Source organism: Bacillus sp. SRB_331 (assembly GCF_003264175.1).
GTDB classification, from domain to species: domain Bacteria; phylum Bacillota; class Bacilli; order Bacillales; family Bacillaceae_G; genus Bacillus_A; species Bacillus_A mycoides.
Genome location: NZ_NADV01000084.1, coordinates 1 through 20277 on the forward strand (window position 1 = coordinate 1; position 20277 = coordinate 20277).

Sequence of the window (20277 nt, forward strand, 5' to 3'; positions counted from 1 at the left end):
AAGGAAGAAAATTTGTTTAAATTATCCATTTACAATATTCACTCCAATCAAATTTACTATAAAAATTTCGAATAACTACCAGCATTATATGTATTTTAATAAGAATTGCTTGGACAAGTAACTTAATCTTCTATTTTCACTTCTTTTTACCAATAAAATTAAAAAGCTGGCTTCTAATAAGAAGGCAGCTTTCCTATACTTCACATATACATAAGTTTCATTTACTGTTAAATAATATGTTTTCCCTTTGCTATTGTGTAGTTATCTACACTTACTTTCGCATTAATCTTGAATATTAATCCAGTCATTATAAGGAGTCCAAGCTTGTACCACTTACTACAACAACGTAATATTTACCTAGAGTGAACCCTTATAGCTAAATATAAACGGGATAAACACTTTATAAAATGTTTAATTTAACTAGTAAAGCTAATAAAACTTGAAGAAGAATTTGAATATTCACTGCAATATCTGTATCAGTAGTTGTTACGGATACGTTTCTGGAATTTTTAATAAGCAATTTTTGTCTATTAATTTGTTTAATAGATGATTTTTGAAATAATTCTTGTGTTATTTTATCTGCTTTTTCACTATCTGCTATAGAAATACTTACTACAACCACAATAGCTGCTTGTAATGCTGCTTGGATAGATAGCGCAGCTTTTGTATCTGTAGTAGTAACTTGTACATCTGCTGAATCAATTATTTCAATATACTCCTCAGAAACTTGATCAATTTCATCTTTTTGTATAGCTTCTTCTAAAAAATTAGCATTTTTAATAAATGAATAAGAGTTTAATGTTTCAGAATCCTGACTTTTCGGTTCAGAATCCCGGTTTTTTGGTTCAGAATCCCGGTTTAATGGATCCCGGTTTTTCTTTCTTCTACAAACTTCACATTCACACATAAAATCACCCCTTTTAATCTAAAAAAGTAGCAATATGAAAATATTGGCTAACTACTAGCATTTTATGTTTTTAAAAAAAGAATTGTTTGGACAAGTAACTTAATTTTCTATTTTTACTTCTACTTCTTTTTGTTAATTCACATACACATAGGCTTCTTTTTCTGTTATATAGTATGTTTTTCACTTACTGTTGTGTACTTTGTACTGTGGTGATCCATTGACAAAAAAGGCCCCCCAATTAAGGACCCCCTTTGTTTTTTACCAAACTATTCTTTTGTTTTATTTCACATAAGAATAATACCACTTCCGCTCGTCCAACCAAGCCGTGAACTTATCGATATTTCCGGATGGGTATCCATTTGTTACAGCATATCCAATACCGTCTTTCTGAATAACAATTTGTCCGTCAATACCCGCGTCAACCATTGCTTGGGATAAGGCTTGTAAATTACTGAATCCTACGCCTCCAGTTTGTACTTTGAGCAATTGAACTGCCCCGCCTCCAGTTTGTCCTGTAAGAGCATACACAATTGAGTTAGCGATGTTATCAACATTCCATTTAGCCATGTCGGATTCGTTATCAATGAATCCTAATTCGATAAGAATAGCTGGTGCTTTAGTTCCGTTCAGTACCGCTAGATCTGTACGTTGCTTTGCACCACGATCACGCCATCCAATATCTTTTGCTAATTGAGACGAAATTTTAGCCGCCAGATCTTTCTGATCATAATACAGAACTTCCACACCTTGTCCATTTCCGTCACTTGCATTAAGATGAAAAGAAATAACCAAATCCACATTATGAGAATTACTATTACGAACGATATTATTTAAATTTTGCGCTTGAGTGCTTCCTACTTCGTCTGTATCATCATAGACTGTGTGTCCTAAAGCTCTTAACTTAGCTGCAACCGCATCTTTCACCTGACGATCCATAATATGCTCTTTTCGATTTCCATAATTAGCCCCTTGTACAATACCGTTGTGTCCTCCATGTAAACTATAACGTGCCATTACTCAACATCTCCTTTTTTATTAGTATATTCAGAGCTTGTCTTATTGCTCTTACCATCCAAAATCTCAACTGCATTTGTTAAAGTTTGTGGGAGTGGAATCCCCATACGACCAGCATTTTCCAAAAAGTGAAAGTAACTCATTACCCATGAAGAAGAAAATAGTCGCTTCACGAATAGCACTGTTACTTCCAAACGCTGCATCTAATTGAGCTGCAACCCCAACCAAAAGAAAAAGCAACACCTTTTTGGCGATGCCTTTGAAACCAACTTTACTTTTTATTTCTCCGTTATAACCTGCTGCAATCATGCCAGTTAAATAATCAATAACTGCCATCGTCACTAAGATTTTTAATGTTGCATTCCATCCTCCCAAGAAATACCCACAGAAGCCACCAAATGTAGCTATAAATGCTTTCAGTAATACATCAATACGATCCATCTTTTCCTCTCCTTTTCTAAAAATAAAAAAGACCAGCTATTGCTGCTCTTTTTGTATTGTATTTTCATTAGTTGGTGGTTCTTGTGGAGGAGTTTTATCAGTAAATTCAAAATAATCATCTGCACAAATGCGTCTTTTAGCAACTCCTAAGTCCAATTCATATAGTTTGGCTCCACGTCTACGTTCATAGCGTGGCCCACGGATTCCCATTAAATCTTCAATGTCACGAGTGCTTAAATTCTCTTTTTGTTTTTGCTTGTTTTTCTTCTTTGCTTGTTTTGATTGTCTATTCCATTCACGTAATTGATCTTTTAGTTCCTTCATTTCCACATCTCCCTTTTCAAAATAAAAAGGACACCTATTCCTAAAACAGCTCTCATTGCTGCTTTAATGAATTGGTGTCCTCTAGTTTTCTAGCCGGACGATATTTATTATTCGTTTACTTTAAAATACCAGCTTGTACAAAAATGTTTTTCCAAGCGTTATTGACTTGATGTTTCTCCACTGCTTTTTTACGACGAGCAATAGCTTTCCTAGTTTTTCTTTTCTTTAAACCTTTCATTCTCCCAACCTCGCTTTAAAAGAATTATTTTGTTCAGATTCTAGAAAAGTGTTAATATTCTTAACAAAGGAGGTCTACTGATGGAAAAGACTTTTTTAGTTATTTTCATAGCAATTTTCCTTTTAATAATTTTATATTTTGTTGACATGTCACTTTTTTGGAAACAACCCTAAATTACATTCAAAAAACAATTCCCTTGAATAAATCTCAATTTCCTGTCAACACTATAGATACACCAGTCTCCAATTTCCCTGGAGATGAGCAGTTAGCTTTTGCTAGCTGCTCTTTTGTGTGTGCAGGTTTTCTATAAAATAATTTTTAAAACCCTATCCATACTAAACTTGGGCTTATATAGCTCAATCAATTGTTCATTCACTAGGCAGACAGTTTATTTAATAAATTGTCTGTCTAATCAATTTGATTATTCTGCTTTATATTAAAATGAAATTTTTATTAAGCTCTTTTTCTCTACCGCATAACATGTTTAATTCTGCTTATACTATAGCTGTAACCTAAAGTTACATATCATTTACTTGTAGGGCCTAATTTTCTTTTGTACAGCAAGTAGTTAGCTAATTATGCTGGCTGCTTTGTTGTGCAAAATGAAGTTTTTATCATGAAACAAACCTTGAATGTTTATAACACTATTAGACATCCTAAAAATAGGAGGTGATATATATGAATAACTCTAAAAAAGAAAAAAATGATGTGACAAATAATACTGTGCTTGGTCTTGATTTGGATGAACAGGCTATGAACGGGTTATACGGAATGCCTGAAACTGATATTGAAGAAAAAGATCACCGTAAAAAAAGCAATTCACCTAAAATCTAGTACATATTTACACATAACACCTTTTTGATTAGGAGCACAATGCAAAAGTGCTTCTAATTTTCGGAGATTAAACCAAATAGCGTTTTGTTAAAAACTTTTCACACTTAAGCTGGACAAGCATATACTATTGTATGGAGACTCTCCATTCATAGAGATCCGCCTTTCTTATCGAAGATCATGCTTATATGTGTGCTCTTTTTACTTACAACGAAATAACGATTTTGTTTAAAAGTTGCACAACCATAAAAATACATGCATACACTATCATGTGAATCTTTTTTCTATATATGCCTTGGTCATAAAGCGCCTTAAAAAGCGCTCTTATTAATTAAATAAGACTTTTAATTAATAACATTCGATATTTTGCTAATACTAATCACATTACAATCTGCTTCTTAACCAGGTTGTATCCAAAAGGGCAGTTGATACAACTTACTGCTCTTTTTTAAAATTTATTACATAACCTTGAGATTTCTGCCCATACTTTACTTAACCATGTAATTTTGTACTCCTTAAATTCATGGATGTAATTTTCTCATTGCAGTTAGCTTTTGTTAACTGCTCTTTCATTTTCATTAGCCTGTCACCATTTGATGAGTCAAACATACACTATGGATATAAGGTATCTTCACTCATATGCCCTCACATTGAAAGAGGGCCTTTTTATTACTTTCGCTACCGTATAAAATCTCTAATTCCGTTTATACTATAACTGTAACTTCAATTTACATATCTTTGCTTGTATGTATGGGCTTCTTTCTTAACAAATCGCAATAGAGCAGTTAGCTAATTGAGCTAGCTGCTTTGTTGTTTCATTCTTCATTCCACGATTTTTTTACAATATATTTTTCTAAAGAATCCTGCTTCAATCTCTTTTCGAATAATCTTTTTTGTATTACACATAATACATTTGAGCCGACTTCCCACCGGCTGTACTCTTTCTAAACGGAGCTCTCTCCTCCGTGTCGGTTAAGAACAGGCAGACAACTTAATTTGTTGCCTGCCATTTTTACGTATACTCGTAAAATTTCTTGTCCATACTGTTTAGAGAGGACATCTTATGCCATTTGGATCGACCTCTAGCACATGATAATTTTACAACCGTTCCTATACAAGGAACGGTCTTATTTTTATCTTCTTGCTCCCTCTTTTTAATTAGAATAACTATTTTGTTTAATTTTTTTCATATTTAAACCGGACAAGCATATGTTATTGTATGGAGATTCTCCACGCATAGAAATCTACCTTTCTAAGAGCATACTTATTAGTGTGCTCTTTTTTAATAAAATTCAAATTTAGTATCACTATATGTCAAAACGTTTTTGACTAGCTTCCCTGCTAAACCCGTCTGGATACCTTTTTGCTAGCTTAGAAATGTTCATTTGCGCAATATCTTCTAAGGTATATCCCATTTCGTGAGACATGATGGAAATGTAATACAAGATATCTCCTAACTCTAAAGCCAATTTATAAGTATTCCCTTCTTCTTCTCCTGGACAATGAGCTGGATCGAATCCATGACCATGAAAAATAGCTTTTTTTACAATATCCGCAACCTCACCAGCTTCTCCCGTAAGTCCTAATGCTGCATTTAATATGCGTCCACCGAAGTCGTTATTTGCATTCCATGTACGTAATGTTGCTTCTTGATATTGATCTAATTCACAAATTTGATTGATATTCATTACAGCTTGTCCTCCCTTTGATTCACTAACTAATTTAGTTGCTGCATATACACCGTTTTCCATTGCTTTCATTTTGTTTTCCCCTCTCTTTAACAAACTCCTAATCCCATTGGACGGTTTTCAATCATATATTTATCAGCTTGATCTATAATAAGAAGTGCCACCTCTGATTGGTGTCTCCTTAATGCTTTTGCCATTTCTGGTAAACTCATATCTTGTTTCCACATTTCACGAAATCGTATAATGTCCCTTTCATCCCAAATGAAGTTAGCTTCTTCTAAAGCGATGTATATTTTCAAACGTGATTCCTTCATCGCTTCATGATTTCTTACTACGCTCATAAGCGAACCTACCTTCTAAAAATCATTATTTTATCTTTTCAGTAAAGTTAGTATGCACGCGATCAACTTTACCGTTAACCCAAATTGCAACTTGCTCGCTATTACATATTGTTCAAAGATATCATAACGATCATCTTGTTTGGTTGTGCATGGTAATTCATCCGTACCCTTTGCACTCTTTGGAACTTGGACACGTACATCAGCATATGTAACGCGTCCAGTTCCTTTCTTTACATTAACTTTCATTACATCGAATTGACAAATTGCTGGCTCTACATCGAAAATATTTAATTGTTTAGGCATTTACCATCGAACTCTTTTCGATGAGGCTCAGTAACTCACTTGCGCCTTCTTTACTTAAATACATTCTTCCGTATTGATACTAGATACAAAAACTTCAAGTTCTTGACGATCAATCTCTATTGTTGAAAAGACTATTGAAGCATTACAAAAACATAAAATAAAAATAAATGCTGATAAATTAAGATTGGGTCAAGCATATTTAGATTATGATTTAGTTGTATGTAACAAAATGGGTAAACTGGTTTATCGCGATGGCTTTCATGATACATTTAAAGCCTATTTGAAAAAATCCGGATTAAAAAACATTAGATTTCATGATTTACGAAACACCCATGCAACGCTTCTTTTAATACAAGGAGTACATCCAAAGATTGTAAGTGAACGATTGGGCCATAAGGACATTTTCATAACTTTAAATCGCTATTCACATGTTTTACCGGAATGCAAGAGGATGCTGTTAAAACATTTAGTGAGAGACTATTCGAATAGCAATGTTTGCAAATACAAAAAATGCGGTTTCTCTTTTCACGAGAAACCGCATTACATCAATAATTTTGTTAAATTTTAAACTGACTTGTATACAAATCAAAGTAGAATCCTTTCTTTTCCATAAGAGATTCGTGATTTCCTCTTTCAAAAATACTACCATCTTTAATTACAAGTATTTGATTTGCTTTTTCAATTGTTTTGAGTCGATGAGCGATTACAAAACTTGTTCGCCCTCTCATTAAATTATTTAATCCAGATTGAATTTGTAATTCTGTTCTCGTATCAATATTAGATGTTGCTTCGTCGAGAATTAATATATCTGCATCTGCTAAAATCGCTCGTGCAATCGCAAGGAGTTGTTTTTGTCCTTGACTTAAATTCGAACCTTCTGAAGCAATTTCCGTTTCATATTGATTCGGTAGATGTTTTATAAAAGAATGTGCTGATGCTGCTTTTGCTGCTGCAACTACTTCTTCATCACTTGCATCTAAACGTCCATATCGAATATTTTCCATAATCGTTCCTGCGAATAAATACGTATCCTGTAAAACAACCCCTATTTTACTCCGCAAAGAATTAATATCATAATCCTTTATATCTTTTTCATCAATGCTAATTTGCCCTTTTTGAATGTCATAAAAGCGAGTTAACAAATTAATAATTGTTGTTTTTCCTGATCCAGTTGGACCGACTAAAGCGATTGTCTCCCCAGGATTCGCCTCGAGACTCACATCTTTTAAAATCATGTTGTCCTGTGCGTATCCAAATGAAACTTTCTCAAGCCTAACATGTCCTTGTAAATTTTGTACAAGTACTGCATCTTTTTTATTTTGAATTTCTGGTACTTCATCCATAATTTCAAAGACACGTTCTCCTCCAGCAACTGCCGCTTGAATCGTATTCATTAAAGTTGCAAATTGACTAAGTGGTCTTGAAAATTGTCGAGAATAATTAATAAAAGCTGCAATGACACCTACTGTTGTCATTCCGTTTAATACCATTACCGATCCAGTTCCAATTACAAGCCCCATTCCTAAGTTATTAATAAAGTTCATACTTGGAAAAATAAATGCTGAAAACGTTTCAGCCTTCGTTGCTGAAATTCTTAGCTGTTCGTTAATTTCATTAAAGTTATGTACGGTTTCTTTTTCTTTTCCGTATAACGTAGTTACGTCTGCGCCTGTAATAGCTTCCTCAATAAATCCATTTAATTCTCCTAAATCCTTTTGACGCTTCGCAAAGTTTTTCCCACTATAAGCAACTAGTTTTTTCGTAACGAAAAACATAATAGGTACTGTAATTAAAGTTACAATCGCTAAAATCCAATCTAATGAAAACATCGCAATTGTTACACCTATAAACGTTAACGCTGATGAAATGATTTGCACAACACTTTGTGTCAAAGCTTGATTTAAGTTATCAATATCATTTGTCACACGGCTCATTAAATCACCTTGAGAACGTACATCAAAGAATCGTAGAGAAAGTGTTTGGATTTTTTCAAAAATATCTTGTCGTATTTTTTGTATAGTCTTTAATGCAACATTAATCATTACAAATGTTTGTAACCATGTTAATAATACGGTTATCCCATATATTGCAATGAGTAGCATGCACATTCTGGCTGTCCCGCTTAAATCCTTCGGTACAATGTATTCATCAATGATGACCCCCATATAATATGGCCCAAGTAAACCTAGTAATGTCGTGATAAATACAAGAATAATAACGAACATAAGAGATGCTTTTTGATACCCCATATAGTTCCATACTCGCATTATAGTTCCTTTAGTATTCTTAGTTTTTCCCGTTTTCGGATTGTTACGTCCACCTTTATTTCCAAATTGTCCTTGAAAATTACGCACGCTCTTCCCCTCCTTCTTGCTGCAGGCTACCACCTTGGGAAAGATAAATTTCCTGATACACTTCACAAGTTGCCAATAAATCCTCATGCGTACCATTTCCAACTAATTCACCGTTATTCAAAACGAGGATTTTATCAGCATCTATAATAGAAGATATTTTTGATGCAATTAAAAATGTCGTTGTGCCACTATATCTTGTCCTTAACGCTTCCTGTATTACAGCTTCTGACTTCGCATCAACTGCCGATGTAGAATCGTCTAATACAAGAATAGATGGCTTTCTCACTAGGGCTCTTGCAATAGATATACGTTGTTTTTGACCACCAGATAGATTGGTTGCACCTTGTGTTAAGTTATATTCATAGGAGTCTTCCAGCTTATTGATAAACTCAGTCGCACAAGCAGATGAAGATGCTAATTCCAATTCATCATAAGTTGCATCTTCTTTGCCATAACGTAAATTCTCTTCTATACTGCCTGAAAAAAGAAGTGCCTTTTGTGGAACGAAGCCAATGGAAGCACGAAGTTTTTGCAAATCGTACGCTTTCACATTAACATCATCTATACATATTTCACCTTGATCAACATCGTAAAGTCGTGGCAATAGTTTCGCCAATGTAGATTTACCACTTCCGGTCGATCCAATAATCCCTATTTTTTCACCTTTACGTACAGTAAAGGAAATATCTTTTAAAACATATTCATTATTTTTCGTATAACTATAGCTAACATTTTTAAACTCTACATTACCACCCACTTGTTTTGGTTCATATACGTCGCCTTCAGTTGTAATATCAACTTCAGTATGTAAGACTTGTTGTACACGATCAGCTGATGGAAAAGCACGGGCAATTTGAATAAATACCATACTAATAGACATAAGTGACATTAAAATGATATTTAAATAGTTAATAAAAGCTAAAATGGCCCCTACTTGGAGTGTACCGTTAAAAACTTTCTCGCCACCAATCCATAAAGTTGCTACAATTCCGCTATTTACAACTAGCATAATAATTGGCATCATCAATGAAATAATTTGTATTGCACGAATATTTATTTCAGTTAAACTTGTATTAACTTTCTCAAACTGTGCGATTTCATATTTTTGTCTTACATATGCTTTTATAACACGTACACCGGATAAATTTTCTTGTAGCTTTGTGTTTACTTTATCTAATGCTTCTTGTACTCGCTTAAATGAACCGCTCGATTGACCTGCAATCAATACAATTGCAACTAATAATACGGGTACCACAACAAGTAAAATTGGAAATAGGTCTCTCGCTGTTACAAAGACTATAATGATACTTCCAATAAATAATAACGGTCCACGGACAAGTACACGTAACGTCATCGTCATTGCCGATTGAATAGATGTAATATCATTTGTCACGATTGTTAATAATTTACCTGTTCCAAATGAATCACGATTTTTGCTAGAAAATGTTTCTATTTTCGCAAACACATCTTTTCGTATGTCTGTAGCGAAATTAATAGCTGCTTTTGTAGAGTACATCATACAGCCAAGTCCACCAATTAATCCAAGCGCCGCCGCTCCTATCATTAGAAGCCCCATTTTTATTACATAATTCAAATCCCGATTTGCAATTCCAATATCAATAATATGTTGCATAATTGTCGGTTGAATTAAGTCCATCGCAACCTCAAGTACCATAAATAGCGGTCCAATAATAGCGAAGAACATGTATGGTTTTAAATACTGTAACAACTTGCGAAATGATTTCATACATAATCTCCTTTTTTCATGAAATTACCATTGAATAATTCATATTCCTCCTTATTTAAGCGATATAGTCTGTAATTTCTTCATTAGTCCTATTATATTATGTAAATTAATATTTAACATTATTAAATGATAAGTTTTAAATCATTTTTAGTCAATAAAATGGAACTTTAATCTACCAGGCATTTTCACTGCCAGTTGATGTGAATACTCTTTAACTTAATAAAAACCGCATTCTCATTTAGTAAGAATGCGGTTTTTCCATCTATATTTGTTCAATTTTAAAATCGAAAACCTCGGTCTCGAATCCATTATTTTCAGAAGGACTACACGTATAAAAACCAATTTTAACAGGCTCATTACCTATGTCCTCCATCAAATGAGCGATTCTTATTTGTTCCCATCGCTGACTCGTTTTCACATATATTGTATAATCGCCAAGTTTTCGAATAATTCGAAAACGTAATTGTTGCTTAGCAAACTCATTTGGATAGTCTTGCGTTGACCAATCAGAATAGCCATTATTCGTTACGACAGCACCTAAATGTGATGGGCCCTCAGGAATATATTCTAAAGATGTTTTTAACCAACACTTCTCAGAAATCATAACAAATAAACCCGCTTGATCGTATGTCGCATTTGGATTCATGCGCAATTGAACCTCAGCCTGAAAATCTGTCATTATCTCATCATAAAATACATGGCCATTCATTACTTCAAAACCATAATGGGTTTTCAGCCAAAAATCTGTTTCTTCTTTCGAATGGACAATGAATGTATCATTGTCTTCAAGTTTGTAAAATTTAGGTGCATTCATTACAGTAAGTTGCTCAATATGATTTGGTATATATGATGTTTTCATAATTCCTCCATAAAAAAGCATTTAAATTAATATTTAAAACTCAGTTAATACCGGGAATTTATAACCTTTAAAATCTAATTCTTTATTACTTCGAACCATTAAATACTTACTAGTCTGTAATTCTGTATATTGTACATCATCAATTCCTAATTGATCTGGGTAGAAATAAAATTCAATCTCCGTAAATTCCCCAGAGATTTCCTCACATAATTCATCTAAAATCGGAATTACCGGCGCAAATACTCCAAATAATTTTAGTTTTTGATTTTCTACTGTAAAAACAATCAGCGCATCTAATTTCTCTGAATAATAAAGGTTTTCATTCCATGTTGAATCATACATATTTAAATAAAACGAAGAGCGGTAATTTAGCGTTGAAAATTTATTAGAAAGCCTTTGGCCATTTTCAATAATCTCATGTATTAATTGTCTATCCTCTTCATTATAAAAATCTAACTTTTTAAGTTGAGAATCTTTGTAACCTTCATTTTCGTATGATACTGTCATCAAATATTCTTGCACAATTTGAAAACCAAATGGTTTATATAGTTCCGGATTTTCAGTAAACAAGACCGCACACTCGCATTGCTCATCAATTTCCTCTATCATCTTACTAAACAATTGTTTCATTAATCCTCGTCTACGATAATTCGGATGTGTCATTACTGATTGAATACCCGTTGCATTTATTTTTTCACCATTAATTAAAAGCGGAAGTGAAAATGCCGCAACATTTGCAATCGCATTATCATCTTGTAAAAATGATAATGCTTTATATGTATAATCCCAATACCCTTTCTCTGAAAAATCCTGCAATGTTTGGCTCGTAATCCCAAACACTTCTTCAAATAAAGGAAATAACTGTTCTCTTCTCGGTTCTTCTAATAGGAAGTTTGCCATTTTTTCAACATTCCCCATGTTGTCCCTCCATACGTCGATTCCATTAATTTAGATATACTTATATGACCTACTCTCAAAAAATAGGCCTTTCAAATCAATATAGTATCATAAAACTTTTAAAAATGGTTTAATTTATTTTATGTTTTGATTATTAAAAAACAAGTCGAATAAACTAGTATTAAGATTTTTGAATAATATCATGTTTATTATATAACAAATGGTGCTTCCTACTTATCTTTCCGATAATAGAAATACACCATTTTATGCAAATATAATTCACCTATTCTTTGGTTCCCTCAAGTCGCTCCTTCGTACTAATTTCTTCTCCCTTCACTCGCTTTTCAAACGTCTTTCTCCAACTAGTAGACAGTGCATTTACTTCTAAAATCCTTTTTAATCCTTCAGAGTTTTGTTTTTCTTTATACATTATGCGATTCGCAAACAAAATTGACACACCTTTTGGATCAGGCTTCAACAATTTTAAAGTATCTACCGGTAATATCCACCCTTCTTTTAATACTCGAAAATAAAAACCTGTGTATCCTGTATCTTGAAAATATAATGGCAACTTTGGAATATTATATTTCTTCGCTAATTTAAAACAAGGTTGTCTTGGCTGCGTTACTTGTACAATCGCTTCTCCGAGTTGAAACGTGTCACCAATACAAACATCTTCTTCACGCATTCCGCTTACTGTTATATTTTCACCGAAAGCCCCATATACAAGTTCCTGATTCAACTCTTTTTCCCAGTAAGGATAGTGGTCACCAGTATAAACACAAACCGCTTTATCTACCCCTCCATGATGAACTAAATCCGCCTGTCCATCTCCATTAAACTTTAAAAATGATAAAAAAACAGGTTCCTTTACTTGCTTTTTATTTATCCCTGTTTGAATTAACTTCCCACCATACATAACCTCTTTTGGCAATCCTAGATTTAAAGATAGGATTTCATATACTTTAGTCATTCAAATCCCTCCTCTTACTTGCGGCACAACTTTTCAAAAGACTCATTTATTATTTCAAATCCTCTATCTATTTCTTCGTTTGAGATAACTAGAGGTGGTAAAAAGCGTAGTACATTATCAAATATCCCCGCTCCAATACTTATAAGCCCATTCTTCCAAAAATCTTCAATTAGCTTTACTGTTAGTTCTTTTGCAGGTTCTTTCGTTATGCGATTCGTTACAAGTTCCATTGCAACCATCGCACCGATTCCACGAACATCACCAATCACTTCGTACTTTAATTGCATTTCATGTAGATGTGACATTATTCTATTTCCAATTTGCTGAGCCCTTTCAACTAGATTTTCTTCTTCCATTATTTCAAATACAGCAAGACCGGCTGCACATGATAACGGACTCCCGGCAAAAGTTCCACCAATTTGTCCTCTCCCAGGAATGTCCATCAACTCCGCACGACCGACAATAGCACTTAATGGTAAACCGCCAGCAATTGATTTTGACAAAGTCATTATGTCAGGTTCTATATGAAAATGTTCCGTTGCAAACCATTTCCCTGTTCGGCCAAATCCAGTTTGCACTTCATCCATTATCATTAAAATACCGTATTGATTACAAATTTCTCGTAATCGTTTTACAAATGAAATGGAAGGAACAATAAACCCACCCTCTCCTTGTACTGGTTCCATTACGATCGCTGCTACTTTTTCAGGTGATACTTCTTCTAAAAACTTTTCAAACTGATAGATGACTTGAGAATCCACTTCTTCAGGAGAAACTCCTTCTTCAGCTCTGTAATAGTACGGATACGGCAATATATGCATGTCTGAAACGAACGGACCAAATCCTGCTTTATATGGAGTTTCTTTGGTCGATAGAGACATTGTCATTAATGTTCTCCCATGAAATCCTCGTTCAAACGAAATTACTTTACTCCTCCCTGTTACTTTACGTGCGATCTTTACAGCATTTTCAATCGCTTCCGCACCACTATTGGCAAACATCGTTTTTTTCTTACTTGTACCTGGCACTTTCTCATTAATTTTCTCCGCTAAAGTAATATAATTTTCATATGGAGTTACATGAAAACAAGGATGTATAAATGATTCTGCTTGTTTTTGTACCGCTCTTACAACTTTCGGATGACAATGTCCAACATTTTGCATACCAATTCCACCAGCAAAATCAATAAACTGATTTCCATCTACATCTGTTATTATCGCTCCCCTTGCTTCTTTTACATATAAAGGCGTTAAATGATATATTCCTGTCGGTACAGCCTCCTCATACCTTTTTTGAAGTACTTGTGAATAACTGCCCGGTAATACACTAGATTTCAACAATTCTTCTTCACCTCATCTAATTTTTTAATCAATCCATTTCTGATAAAGTGATTATATATCCCACAAAACCATTGTTCAATTCAATTATTTATATAATAATGATAGGTATATCCTATGATTAAACTTGAGGTGATTTCAATCGAATTACGACAATTAGAATACTTTTTAGCTGTTTCGAAAGAATTACATTTCACAAAAGCAGCCGAGAAATTAAATATTTCACAACCTTCACTAAGCCAACAAATACGTGCATTAGAACATGAAGTAGGCATGCCACTTTTCGATCGAATTGGTAAAAAAATATCTTTAACTGAAGCAGGCAGAGTTTTATTATCGCACAGTAAAACAATCTTTCACGAATTCGAACAAGCTCGTTCTGCCATTCAAGATTTAAATGGATTACATCATGGTTCCTTAACAATAGGATCTTTGTTAACCGTCGTAAATTATTTACTACCACCAGCTATATTAGATTTCAATAAGCAATATCCAAATATCGAACTCTCTGTGTTGGGGCTTCGTACAGGAGAAATTCGTGAAAAATTATTACAAAATGAATTAGATATTGGTATTACATTTCTCCCGGTGCAAGATAAAGAGATTGTTTCTATCCCACTATATAAAAGTGAACTTACATTAGTTGTGCCAACCAGCCATTCTTTAACTGAACGTAAGTATGTATCTATTGAAGAATTACAGGACTATCCTTTAATTCTTCTACCTAAGAATTTCTATTTAACAGAACTAATTACATCTCATTGCCAAAACTTTAACTTTAAACCAAAGCCAATTTTAGAAATTAGTACAATGGAATCTTTAATTCAAATGGTCGCACAAGGTATGGGGATTACCGTGTTACCAAAACCGTATATAGACTTTTTGCAAAATGAGCACATACAAGCTATTAAAATTGAAAACCCCACTCCAACAATAGATATAGGACTTATTTATAGAAGAGATAAATATATGTGCGCTGCTACCCGGAAATTTATTGAGCAACTCAAAATAACAGTACATTCTTTACAAAAATAAGCATAAAAAGAGATTATCCTATGCAGCCGTTACACAACGACCTATTAGAATAATCTCTTTTTATAATGATATAAAACATTACATTTTATGGTTTCTTTTCTAATAACCTATTATTCATTATAAGTGCTAAATTATTATCGTATTATTAAGCTACACATCAGCGATATTTTATGTCTATTTCGTATAGGTGTTAGCAAGTCCGTTTGCAAACTTGTTAGCACATTTTTATAAAAATTATATAATGCTTCACAAAGTAGGAATCCGTTTCGATCAATCTTTTTTCAAAATGGATTCCTTTTTGTCTCTTATCAATATTCAAATGTTACAGTAGTACCATTAAAACCATCAAAACAATTAGAGCAATTAGAGCAATTAGAGCAATTAGAGCAACCACCACAACCAAAACAACTAAAGCAACCGAAGCAACCAAAACAACGGAATCCACCACAACGACCACCGCCACAACGACCACAACCACCACAACGACCACCGCCACAGCCGCCACAGCGACGAGCATCATCTGTAATATAGTAATATGGATATTGGTTTTGCTGGTCCCAATACACAATATTTCCAGGCTGATAATCATTAAGGCTTAACGCTTGTAGTTCTTGTTGAAAATTATTCATCTTCATGACCTCCGTTTATAAACTAAAACCCCATCGATACTTTCCTATATTTCTGTTCGTTAAATCTAAGTAGAAATAGCGCTATAAAGTGAAACTTTAATCAGTAGGGGTTTTGTTCATCCCCCACTGATTATTAGCCCGCACCAATCGGGCGTTTACGGGCAGCAGGGCTCCCACCTAATTTCTTTGCTCCAGTTGGATTTTGAGGTGGGAGTTTTACTGCCCAAAAATTGCGGGATAAACTAAGTTCAATACGTACACCAACAAAATATGACCTATCACTAGATGATGCACCTTGTTCATATGCCTATTTTTAGGTTATTTTTAATATGGGCTCATTTTTATAAAGTGAAACTTTAATCAGAGGGGGTTTACGGGCAGTTAATGCGGGCTAAATGGACATTATAAAATATGAATTTAAACAATAATATTTAGATTTATGTCATCATTTTCTAGTTCTATAGTCGTATATTCCATAATTTTGTTTGGTCATCTTCGTATTTCCAATATGCACTCCCATCTTTATTTTTCTTCGCTTCAATATCTGCTATATCAGAGCTAATTTTATAAGTATTTATAATTAGTGATTTCTGCTAAGAAAAGTCTATTTTTATGAATGGCAAATCAGCGATGTTTTATGTCTATTCCGCATACGTGTTAGCACTTTCTTATATTTCTTCTATTGCATACACCTTCATAATTTCAATATATTTTCCCTTACCACATGGACATGGTTGCTCTCTTCTATATGATTCTTCCCAGCTCATTTAAACACACCTCTTTAACTACTTAATTTATATTATTATATAAAAAAGCCCTGCCACAAGGCAGAGCGAGTAAGATGGATTACACGTATCATATAACAATTTATATCAGTAACACAAAAGATCATAATTTCATCTTCACTAAAATAAAACCACGTTCATATAATCCCTAAAGCAGTAGCTATCAAACGGATAGCTATTTTTTTATTCTCATAAAAACTATCACGCCTTATCATCAATTCATTATAAACATAGGAATCTTTGACTTTCTCACTCCCAAAATACTTCAATTCAATTATCTGACGTTGATCATTATCAAGAGCATATTTCAATGTCCGTTCAATTTGTTTAAAACGTATCTCATGATTCTTATCGTCACCTTTCATTTTAGGAAAAAGAACGATGCCCCCGCTTGAGCCTGTTCTTCTTGATTTTTCATCCGAACGCACAATGCTTTGTAGTTTTTCAGCTCCTTCACCACAAGTCTTCGCATCTCTTTTTCATCGATGTCTTCAGAAAATGACAATTGATTCATACGATACGGTTCCCCTCCGTTCGATCTACTTACTTATAAAAGGATTATTTTATTAAGTTTTATTTCCACTAAACAATCCAGTCTCTTAAATGTATTAAGATACTGAAAAAAATTCAAATCAGATGCCCGTTATATGGAATGCGAGTCATATTAATAAAATCATATGTCATAATATCTTCTATTCCTATGATTACAACATCCTATTAGTAACTAAGTATTGATTATATGTACTATAAAAATATCTTCATTTTATTTATATATATGATTACATGTAAAACAAGATCATCTTCACTTTATTGACATATACTTTGAAGGAAGAAAAATTTCTGAACATTTCATATTAAACATATACCCATAAATACTTTAAACTCAGTTGCTAATATAAATTATCAAGACATATCTAACATTTAAAATTTTTTAGAGGAGTTATTTATGAGACATAATAATAAGTCAAATTCACCAAATTCGTGTGATAAGTTTCAGCTCCCCTGCTTTATTTCTGTATCCCCTTGTAATCAAAGTAATTGTTGTACACCTGTTTTTTTCTCAAATTCTCAACAACAAGAATTATTGCAAATAATAAACCAATTAAACCAAGCTATCCTTTCTTTCTTCACAACACCAAATCCTACAACTAGACAAATACTCCAAACAGCATTACAGGCATTAAATGATTTATTAATAGCAGTACAACCAAATACACCAAATAGAAATTTAGTTTTACGAACTATAAACCAATTAATCAATTCCTTACCTACTGCAACTCTCACTCAAATCTCAGCATTATTCCAATTTCTATTCCAAAACTTGTCTTCACTTATTAGTTGTTCAAATATATCGGACCCCTTGTTACAGCAGACATTTAGCTTAATTTTACAAGGAATCTTGAATAGTTCACTATTAAACATTACTGGAACGACGGGGCCTGAAGGGCCTGAAGGACCTACTGGACCTCAAGGCGTGCAAGGCATTCAAGGAACTGAAGGACCTGAAGGACCTACTGGACCTCAAGGCGTGCAAGGCATTCAAGGAACTGAAGGGCCTGAAGGGCCTGAAGGACCTACTGGACCTCAAGGTGTGCAAGGTATTCAAGGCATTCAAGGACCACCAGGACCTACTGGTTCAGGGACAGGAACAGGAGTTCCTGGGCCACCAGGACCTACTGGACCTCAAGGCGTGCAAGGCATTCAAGGGCCTGAAGGGCCTGAAGGACCTGAAGGACCTACTGGACCTCAAGGCGTGCAGGGCATTCAAGGAACTGAAGGGCCTGAAGGACCTACTGGACCTCAAGGCGTGCAAGGTATTCAAGGGCCTGAAGGACCACCGGGACCTACTGGGCCATCGGGAGATTGTGATTGCCCACCGGGGCCAACTGGACCGACGGGACCTACTGGGCCTACTGGGCCGACGGGACCTGGATGTAATTTCCTTGTTTATGCTACAAACGCAGGAGCCATTGATGATCCTGCAGATGATACAGTATCTGTAATTAACACCGGAACAAATACAGTAGTCGATACAATCACTGTAGATAATGCACCTCTTGAAGTAACAGTTTCACCAAATGGGACTCGTGCTTATGTTACTAATATTTTTTCTAATACCGTTTCCGTTATTGATACTGCCACTAATACAGTTATCGCTACCATCCCTGTTGGAAATAATCCAATTGGTGTAGCTGTTTCTCCAAATAACACAACTGTTTATGTTGGAAATCATGGTAATAATACAGTTTCTGTTATTAACGCTGCTACCAACACAGTTGTTGGTACCATTAATGTTGGAATCGCTCCGCAAGGGATTACTGTTTCACCAAATGGGGCCCTTGCGTATGTTGCAAACGAATTAAGTAATACAATTTCTGTTATCGCTACTGCTACCAACACAGTTGTCGGTACCATTAATGTCGGTATTCGACCTAGGATAATCGTCTTCACACTAGATGGGACTCGTGCTTATGTCACAAATCAAAACAGCAATACTGTTTCTGTTATTAACACCGCTACAAATTCCGTTATTGATACAATTAACGTAGGTACCGAACCTGTTGGTATAGCTATTACACCGGATGGAGCTCGTGTTTACGTTGTAAATAAAGTAAGTAATAATGTATCTGTAATAGGTACGTTGACAAACACCGTCATCGATACCATTCCGGTTGCACTATCACCAGACCAAGTGACTATCATACCAGATGGCACTCGCGCCTATGTTACAAACCAAGCTAGTAATACTGTTTCTGTCATCAATACTGCTACAAATACGGTTATTGATACGGTCCCAGTAGGTATTGCTCCAACTGGTATAGCAACCGGATTTATTTGCGAATAATATAAAAAACAGAGAGACACTAATCATATTTCTCTGTTCTTCCATTAATCCCCATCATATCCGAGCAGTTAGCTTTTGCTAGCTGCTTTTTTTTACAAATAATAATTAATTTACCCAAGAGCATTTCAAAATATTTTCGTATGATATGGTGTATTCCTTTCTTTTGAGTGAATGATCTCGTCATGAGAGCACTTTATTAAGTGCTCTTTTCGTGTTTCAAATACATACAAAATAAAATTTTTATATTAATCTTAATTACACATTTAATTGAATATTAATTCATCAGATACGAATCATTTCTTATAAGGGCGCTCTGTACTTGCGCCCTTATATAAATACTCAAATTTATTCCCCCGCATATTTTTATAAATTGTATACAGTTCCATATGGAATTGTTGAAACAGAAATTCCGTATGGTGTAATATGATGCATTGGATAATAATACTCCATAGATAAATAGTACGGTTGTATGCCTGCTGTATTTGTTGCATCTGCTGCTGTGCTTGTAACGCTTGTTGAACAGCTTGAATTGTACTTTGTGCTCCGCTATACGTAATACCCGCGGTACCATACGGACGCATTCTATCTCGGGTATCAAAATATGAATAAAACATTAGTATTCAACTCACTTCCATATAAGTTATTACAAAGTATATTATGAGTATTAATTTCAGTGAGTGTTAAAAACTAGTCAACTAGCTTTTATTCGTTGCGATAGGTAAGACTTTG

At 34.3% G+C, this 20277-nt stretch carries 18 protein-coding genes and 5 pseudogenes; 4 read left to right on the plus strand and 19 right to left on the minus strand.

From position 1 onward, the window contains the following. Nucleotides 1-400: 400 nt before the first annotated feature. The 6 genes and pseudogenes from B5P42_RS30970 to B5P42_RS30995 all read right to left on the minus strand — a co-directional run bounded on the left by B5P42_RS30970 (nucleotide 401) and on the right by B5P42_RS30995 (nucleotide 2924). On the minus strand, nucleotides 401-907 hold the full coding sequence (locus B5P42_RS30970) for a spore coat protein (protein WP_113736041.1): 507 nt from the start codon (nucleotides 905-907) through the stop codon (nucleotides 401-403). 132 nt (nucleotides 908-1039) lie between these two features. Next, nucleotides 1040-1129, minus strand: a pseudogene (locus tag B5P42_RS30975) (N-acetylmuramoyl-L-alanine amidase); the annotation flags it as partial. A gap of 57 nt (nucleotides 1130-1186) precedes the next feature. Then, entirely contained in the window at nucleotides 1187-1921 is a 735-nt protein-coding gene (locus tag B5P42_RS30980) for an N-acetylmuramoyl-L-alanine amidase (RefSeq protein WP_088033010.1), read from the minus strand. After that, a pseudogene (locus B5P42_RS30985) lies at nucleotides 1921-2362 on the minus strand (phage holin family protein). The gene B5P42_RS30980 and the pseudogene B5P42_RS30985 overlap by 1 nt, the downstream one beginning before the upstream one ends. 36 nt (nucleotides 2363-2398) lie before the next feature. Continuing rightward, complete coding sequence (locus B5P42_RS30990) at nucleotides 2399-2686, minus strand: hypothetical protein (RefSeq protein ID WP_088033008.1); 288 nt, start codon at nucleotides 2684-2686, stop codon at nucleotides 2399-2401. A 115-nt stretch (nucleotides 2687-2801) separates the two neighbouring features. Then, nucleotides 2802-2924, minus strand: a complete 123-nt coding sequence (locus B5P42_RS30995; RefSeq protein WP_088033006.1) for a DUF3983 domain-containing protein — start codon at nucleotides 2922-2924, stop codon at nucleotides 2802-2804. Nucleotides 2925-3602: 678 nt separating this feature from the next. On the opposite strand from B5P42_RS30995, the gene B5P42_RS31000 reads away from it, so the two are divergent. Further along, nucleotides 3603-3758, plus strand: a complete 156-nt coding sequence (locus tag B5P42_RS31000) for a DUF4021 domain-containing protein (RefSeq protein ID WP_088033000.1) — start codon at nucleotides 3603-3605, stop codon at nucleotides 3756-3758. Between the two features lie 1304 nt (nucleotides 3759-5062). Here B5P42_RS31000 and B5P42_RS31005 read toward each other — a convergent pair. From B5P42_RS31005 to B5P42_RS31020, 4 genes and pseudogenes are all read right to left on the minus strand, one after another. Then, nucleotides 5063-5515 (minus strand): nucleoside triphosphate pyrophosphohydrolase family protein, encoded by a 453-nt coding sequence (locus tag B5P42_RS31005; RefSeq protein WP_088032998.1) that lies wholly within the window; start codon nucleotides 5513-5515, stop codon nucleotides 5063-5065. 17 nt (nucleotides 5516-5532) lie between these two features. Next, on the minus strand, nucleotides 5533-5784 hold the full coding sequence (locus B5P42_RS31010; protein WP_088032996.1) for a helix-turn-helix domain containing protein: 252 nt from the start codon (nucleotides 5782-5784) through the stop codon (nucleotides 5533-5535). A gap of 25 nt (nucleotides 5785-5809) precedes the next feature. Next, nucleotides 5810-5881, minus strand: a pseudogene (locus B5P42_RS31015) (DUF3954 domain-containing protein); the annotation flags it as partial. Further along, a pseudogene (locus B5P42_RS31020) lies at nucleotides 5881-6087 on the minus strand (cell division protein SepF); the annotation flags it as partial. The pseudogenes B5P42_RS31015 and B5P42_RS31020, both read right to left, overlap by 1 nt. Before the next feature lie 229 nt (nucleotides 6088-6316). Between B5P42_RS31020 and B5P42_RS31025 the strand changes: the two are divergent. Next, nucleotides 6317-6655, plus strand: coding sequence for a tyrosine-type recombinase/integrase (locus tag B5P42_RS31025; protein WP_258397574.1), 339 nt, complete (start codon nucleotides 6317-6319; stop codon nucleotides 6653-6655). Here the strand turns inward: B5P42_RS31025 and B5P42_RS31030 are convergent. From B5P42_RS31030 to gabT, 6 genes are all read right to left on the minus strand, one after another. Next, the gene (locus tag B5P42_RS31030) at nucleotides 6645-8441 is read right to left on the minus strand and encodes an ABC transporter ATP-binding protein (protein WP_088032991.1); all 1797 of its coding nucleotides are present in this window, start codon (nucleotides 8439-8441) and stop codon (nucleotides 6645-6647) included. The genes B5P42_RS31025 and B5P42_RS31030 overlap by 11 nt on opposite strands. Continuing rightward, a complete protein-coding gene (locus tag B5P42_RS31035) occupies nucleotides 8434-10188 on the minus strand; it encodes an ABC transporter ATP-binding protein (RefSeq protein ID WP_113736042.1) in 1755 nt (584 codons plus the stop codon). The genes B5P42_RS31030 and B5P42_RS31035 overlap by 8 nt, the downstream gene beginning before the upstream one ends. A 262-nt stretch (nucleotides 10189-10450) precedes the next feature. Next, complete coding sequence (locus B5P42_RS31040; RefSeq protein ID WP_002127357.1) at nucleotides 10451-11047, minus strand: DUF1349 domain-containing protein; 597 nt, start codon at nucleotides 11045-11047, stop codon at nucleotides 10451-10453. Nucleotides 11048-11080: 33 nt separating this feature from the next. Next, nucleotides 11081-11965, minus strand: a complete 885-nt coding sequence (locus tag B5P42_RS31045; RefSeq protein ID WP_113736043.1) for a GNAT family N-acetyltransferase — start codon at nucleotides 11963-11965, stop codon at nucleotides 11081-11083. 262 nt (nucleotides 11966-12227) lie between these two features. Continuing rightward, nucleotides 12228-12917, minus strand: a complete 690-nt coding sequence (locus B5P42_RS31050; protein ID WP_113736044.1) for an MOSC domain-containing protein — start codon at nucleotides 12915-12917, stop codon at nucleotides 12228-12230. 14 nt (nucleotides 12918-12931) lie between these two features. Further along, nucleotides 12932-14257 carry a 4-aminobutyrate--2-oxoglutarate transaminase gene (gene gabT, locus B5P42_RS31055; RefSeq protein WP_113736045.1) on the minus strand — a complete coding sequence of 442 codons (1326 nt, stop codon included), beginning with the start codon at nucleotides 14255-14257 and terminating at the stop codon, nucleotides 12932-12934. Between the two features lie 129 nt (nucleotides 14258-14386). Here gabT and B5P42_RS31060 point away from each other — a divergent pair, with 129 nt between their 5' ends. Next, nucleotides 14387-15289 carry a LysR family transcriptional regulator gene (locus B5P42_RS31060; RefSeq protein WP_181458860.1) on the plus strand — a complete coding sequence of 301 codons (903 nt, stop codon included), beginning with the start codon at nucleotides 14387-14389 and terminating at the stop codon, nucleotides 15287-15289. Between the two features lie 308 nt (nucleotides 15290-15597). Here the strand turns inward: B5P42_RS31060 and B5P42_RS31065 are convergent, their stop codons facing one another. Both B5P42_RS31065 and B5P42_RS32325 read right to left on the minus strand, forming a co-directional pair. Continuing rightward, nucleotides 15598-15918: a heterocycloanthracin/sonorensin family bacteriocin gene (locus tag B5P42_RS31065; RefSeq protein ID WP_033730069.1), complete on the minus strand. Its 321-nt coding sequence runs from the start codon at nucleotides 15916-15918 to the stop codon at nucleotides 15598-15600. 1146 nt (nucleotides 15919-17064) lie between these two features. After that, complete coding sequence (locus B5P42_RS32325) at nucleotides 17065-17217, minus strand: hypothetical protein (protein ID WP_002012858.1); 153 nt, start codon at nucleotides 17215-17217, stop codon at nucleotides 17065-17067. Between the two features lie 432 nt (nucleotides 17218-17649). Between B5P42_RS32325 and B5P42_RS31080 the strand changes: the two genes are divergently transcribed. Next, on the plus strand, nucleotides 17650-19548 hold the full coding sequence (locus tag B5P42_RS31080) for a YVTN family beta-propeller repeat protein (RefSeq protein ID WP_113736048.1): 1899 nt from the start codon (nucleotides 17650-17652) through the stop codon (nucleotides 19546-19548). Between the two features lie 363 nt (nucleotides 19549-19911). On the opposite strand, the pseudogene B5P42_RS31085 reads toward B5P42_RS31080, so the two are convergent. Then, nucleotides 19912-20162 (minus strand): annotated as a pseudogene (locus tag B5P42_RS31085) (DUF3947 family protein). Between the last annotated feature and the right edge of the window lie 115 nt (nucleotides 20163-20277).